The organism is Dietzia sp. UBA5065 (assembly GCA_002415925.1).
GTDB lineage: Bacteria > Actinomycetota > Actinomycetes > Mycobacteriales > Mycobacteriaceae > Dietzia.
The window spans coordinates 1-4,301 of the sequence record DIAZ01000122.1; the positions used below are offsets into that span (position 1 = coordinate 1).

5 protein-coding genes are annotated in these 4,301 nt (G+C 70.9%); 4 read left to right on the forward strand and 1 reads right to left on the reverse strand.

What is annotated here, in order from left to right; genetic code table 11:
• Nucleotides 1–75: 75 nt before the first annotated feature.
• From B4M60_RS09360 to B4M60_RS09375, 4 genes are all read left to right on the forward strand, one after another.
• Entirely contained in the window at nucleotides 76–1,431 is a 1,356-nt protein-coding gene (locus tag B4M60_RS09360; protein WP_291082698.1) for a flavin-containing monooxygenase, read from the forward strand.
• A complete protein-coding gene (locus B4M60_RS09365) occupies nucleotides 1,428–2,081 on the forward strand; it encodes a TetR/AcrR family transcriptional regulator (RefSeq protein ID WP_291082701.1) in 654 nt (217 codons plus the stop codon). Before B4M60_RS09360 ends, B4M60_RS09365 begins: the two co-directional genes overlap by 4 nt.
• The gene (locus B4M60_RS09370) at nucleotides 2,078–2,992 is read left to right on the forward strand and encodes an alpha/beta hydrolase (protein WP_291082704.1); all 915 of its coding nucleotides are present in this window, start codon (nucleotides 2,078–2,080) and stop codon (nucleotides 2,990–2,992) included. Before B4M60_RS09365 ends, B4M60_RS09370 begins: the two co-directional genes overlap by 4 nt.
• A 109-nt stretch (nucleotides 2,993–3,101) precedes the next feature.
• A complete protein-coding gene (locus tag B4M60_RS09375; RefSeq protein ID WP_291082707.1) occupies nucleotides 3,102–3,653 on the forward strand; it encodes a YceI family protein in 552 nt (183 codons plus the stop codon).
• Nucleotides 3,654–3,752: 99 nt separating this feature from the next.
• On the opposite strand, the gene B4M60_RS09380 is transcribed toward B4M60_RS09375, so the two are convergent.
• The coding region (locus B4M60_RS09380) for a maltokinase N-terminal cap-like domain-containing protein (RefSeq protein ID WP_291082710.1) at nucleotides 3,753–4,301 on the reverse strand (549 nt) is incomplete at its 5' end.

A 4,301-nucleotide genomic window follows, 5' to 3' on the forward strand; every position in this document is an offset into this window, starting at 1 on the left:
GGGGAAGTTGTTGACGCCCGTCAATCTAGGGCCATATTGTGATCGGCGCCATAGTTCTCCCACGAAGAGGTCCCCATGACATCCACTCCCTCGGTCGCCGTGATCGGCGCGGGCATCAGCGGCCTCACCACGCTCAAGATGCTGGAGGACTACGGCATCGACGCGGTGTGCTTCGAAGCCTCGGACCGGATCGGCGGGAACTGGGCGTTCGACAACCCCAACGGCAGCTCCAGCGCGTACCGCTCGCTGCACATCGACACCTCCAAGCACCAGCTGAGCTTCCGGGACTTCCCGATGCCCGACGAGTTCCCGGACTTCCCCCACCACTCGCAGATCAAGCAGTACCTCGACGACTACGCCGAGGCCTTTGACCTGCTGGGCTCGATCGAGTTCGAGAACCGGGTCCTCAGTGCGGTGCGGCTGCCCGACGGCGGCTGGGAGCTCACCACCGAGCGTTCGGGCACCCGGCGCTTCGACGCGCTCGTGGTGGGCAACGGGCACCACTGGGACCCGCGGTTCGGCGATTTCCCGGGCGAGTTCACCGGCGAGATGATCCATTCTCACGCCTACGTCGACCCGTGGGACCCGCTGGACCTGGTGGGCAAGCGCATCCTCGTGGTGGGCCTCGGCAACAGCGCGGCCGACATCGCGGTCGAGCTGTCCTCCAAGATCATGCGCAACGAGGTGGTGATCTCCACCCGCTCGGGCGCGTGGATCGTCCCGAAGTACATCGCCGGCCAGCCCGCCGACAAATACTTCGCCACCTTCCCGTTCCTGCCGTACTCGTGGCAGCGCAAGGCCATCCAGGCCATGCAGCCGATGTCCGCGGGGCGGCCGGAGTCGTACGGGTTGCCCAAGCCCAACCACAAGTTCTTCGAGGCGCACCCCACCCAGTCGGTGGAACTCCCGCTGCGGCTGGGCTCGGGGGACGTCACCGCCAAGGGGAACATCGACCGGTTCGACGGCCGGACCGTGCACTTCGAGGACGGCACGGCCCAGGAGTTCGACGTGGTCATCCAGGCCACCGGGTACACCACGTCGTTCCCGTTCTTCGATCCCGAGTTCCTCTCCGCGGACGCGCACAACCACATCCCCCTCTACAAGCGGATGTTCTCGCCCGGGATCGACGACCTGGCGTTCGTCGGGTTCGCCCAGTCCACTCCCACGCTGTTCCCCTTCGTCGAGGCGCAGGCCCGCCTCGTCGCGGCGTGGGCCGCCGGCCTGTACCGGACGCCGACGGTCGCGGAGATGGAACGGGTGATCCTGGCGGACGAGAAGAAGTACATCGGCCATATGCTCGACACCCCCCGCCACCAGCAGCAGGTCGACTACTTCCTCTACGAGCACGATCTGCGCACCAAGGAGATCCCCCACGGCCTCGAGCGCGCCCGGAGGCTCGGGAGCGCCCTGCCGAGCAGGGAGACGGTGTGACTCCCGTCGGCCCGCCGGCCGCCTCCTCGCCGCGCGGCGACCGGCGGCGGGAGGCCCTGCTCGCCGCGCTCGACGACCGGCTGCGCACGACCGCCCTCGACGACATCTCGGTGGCGGACCTCACCGACGCCGCCGGCATCACCCGGTCGGCGTTCTACTTCTACTTCGACTCCAAGGCCGCCGCGGTGTCGGTGCTGCTGGTGGTGGTCAACGAGGAGGCCCGGGCGTCCACCGAGATGATCGTGGGCGGCGCGGACGCCTTCCGTGCCCGCGTCACCGCCGCTCTCTCGCTGCTCGTCGAGCGGGTGCTGGACAGCGGTCATATCTACCGGGCGCTGCTCACCGCACGCACCACCCACGACGCGACCCGCGAGATGTGGGACGAGGGTCGCCGGATCCTGGCCGCCCCGATCGCCGACTTCCTCCGCGCCGAGCGGGCCGCCGGGCGGGCCCCCGAGGGTGCGGACGCCACCGTGCTCGCCGAGAGCCTGATCCACATCAACGAGTCCGTGCTCGAGCGGCTGGTGTACGTCCCCGACGCGCCCCGCGAGCCACTGATCGCCACCGCCGCGGACATGTGGGTGCGCGCCGTCTACGGCCGACCCGACCCCGCGGTGGACGCCGCGGCCGACCCAGGGAGAACCGAATGAGCAGTCCCGTCGACGTCACCTTCCGCTCCGGTTCCGGCGAGCACGCCGCCGACTGCCGCGCGTGGTTCCTCCCCGCCGCCGGCGCGGAACCCGGCAGTGAGCGGCCCTGCGTGGTGATGGCGCACGGGCTGGGCGGAACCGCCGACTCGGGCCTCATGCCGTTCGCCGAGGCGTTCGCCGCCGCCGGGTACGCCGCCCTGGCCTTTGACTACCGCGGGTTCGGGCGGTCCGGGGGCCGACCCCGGCAGGTGGTCTCGCCCGAGCGCCAGCAGGAGGACTACCGGGCCGCGATCGCCGCGGCCGCCGCGCAACCGGGCGTGGACCCCGCCCGCATCGTGCTCTGGGGTTGCTCGCTCGCGGGTGGCCACGTCCTCGAGGTGGCCCGCGGGCGAGCGGACATCGCGGCCGTCATCTCGATGGTCCCGCTGGTCGACGGACGGGCGGCCGCCGTGGCTGCGGCACGCCAGCACAGGCCCGCCTCGCTCCTCCGCTCGACCGGGACGGCGATCGCCGCCAGAGCCGTCACCGCTCTGGGTCGGGCGGAGCCGATGGTCCCCCTCACGGGTCCGCCCGGATCCACGGCCCTGCTCTCCCTCGACGGATACGAGCAGGCGTACACCTCCGTCGCCGGGCCCACCTGGCGCAACGAGGTCGGCGCGTCCATCGGCACGGAACTGGGCTCGTTCCGGCCCGGTCGGCACGCGGATGACCTCGCCGGGGTCCCCCTCCTGGTCCAGATCGCCGACCTGGACCGCAGCGCCCCGCCGCACGCCGCCGCCACCGCCGCCTTCTCCGCGCGGGCGGAGGTCCGCCACTACCCCGGGGACCACTTCGACCTGTTCGCCGGCCGGCCCTGCCACGACCGCGCGGTGGCGCACGCCGTCCATTTCCTGCGACGCCACGTGGGGTGACCCAGCTCACACGCCACGGTTGTTGACATGTCACAGAGGTGCGCCTACATTGAGTGACACAGCAAGTAATCGCCCGGCCCACCGGCCAGACCAACCCCAAGGAGTCATCATGACCGCGAACCTCACCGACCTCACCGGCACCTGGACCCTCGACACCACCCACACCCGCCTCGGCTTTGTCACCCGCCACGCGATGATCACCAAGGTCCGCGGCTCGTTCAACGACTTCGAGGGCACCGTCACCGTGCCGGGCGAGGGCATCGACGGCGCGAGCGCCCAGGTCACCATCAAGGCCGCCTCGATCGACACCCGCAACGCCGATCGCGACGGCCACCTGAAGTCCAACGACTTCTTCGACATGGAGACCTACCCGGAGATCACCTTCACCTCCACGGCGATCGCCGCCAACGGCTCCGGCGGCGTGGACGTGACCGGCGACCTCACCATCAAGGGCACCACCAAGTCCGTGACCATCCCCTTCGACTACGAGGGCACCGCCACCGACCCGTTCGGCAACCTCCGCGCCGGCTTCGAGGGCTCCACGACCCTCAACCGCAGCGACTTCGGCCTCACCTGGAACGCCGCGCTCGAGACCGGCGGCGTGCTCGTCTCCGAGAAGATCACCCTCGAGATCGAGGTCTCGGCCATCAAGAGCGCCTGAGCCCAGCCGCTCGGCAGCACCGCAGCACCGACACCGACACCGCCCCCGCCTCGCACGAGGTGGGGGCGGTGTCCTGCGTGGGCCAGCCGGCCGGAACGCTCAGTCGACCACGACGAGGACCGCCGTGTGCGAGCCGTCGGCGTCGTGCCAGGTCCCGCTGAGCGTGCCCGGCGAGCCGATGAGCGGACAGTCCGCCTCGGCGTCGTTCTCCTCGGAGATCACCCGGAGGACCTGCGGAGCGGACCCCGGGTCGGGCGCGGACCCGCTTCCGCCGCCCCGGATGTTCACCGGCGCGGGCGTGATCGTGCCGTCCTCCACGGCCAGGTGGTCGGCCGCGGTGTCGCGGTGTCCGATCACCCGGCGCACCTCGGCCACGTACACCGGGTCGGCGGGGGCGTCGTACACCCACCGCGGGCCGAGGACCGAGTGGTCGACGGTGCCGACGAGGGCGCCCTCGGCACCCGGCAGCTCCTCGCCGCGGTAGGTGACCGGGACGTGGAAGGTCCTCGCGCCGTCGGTGAGCAGGAACGACTCCATGCCCACCTGGCCGTCCGGGTCGACGAACCGGTAGGAGGTCACCTGCTCCAACCGGTCCGGGTCACCGTCGAACCACGACTGCTCGCGGATCCACGCGCGGAGCAGGTCGAT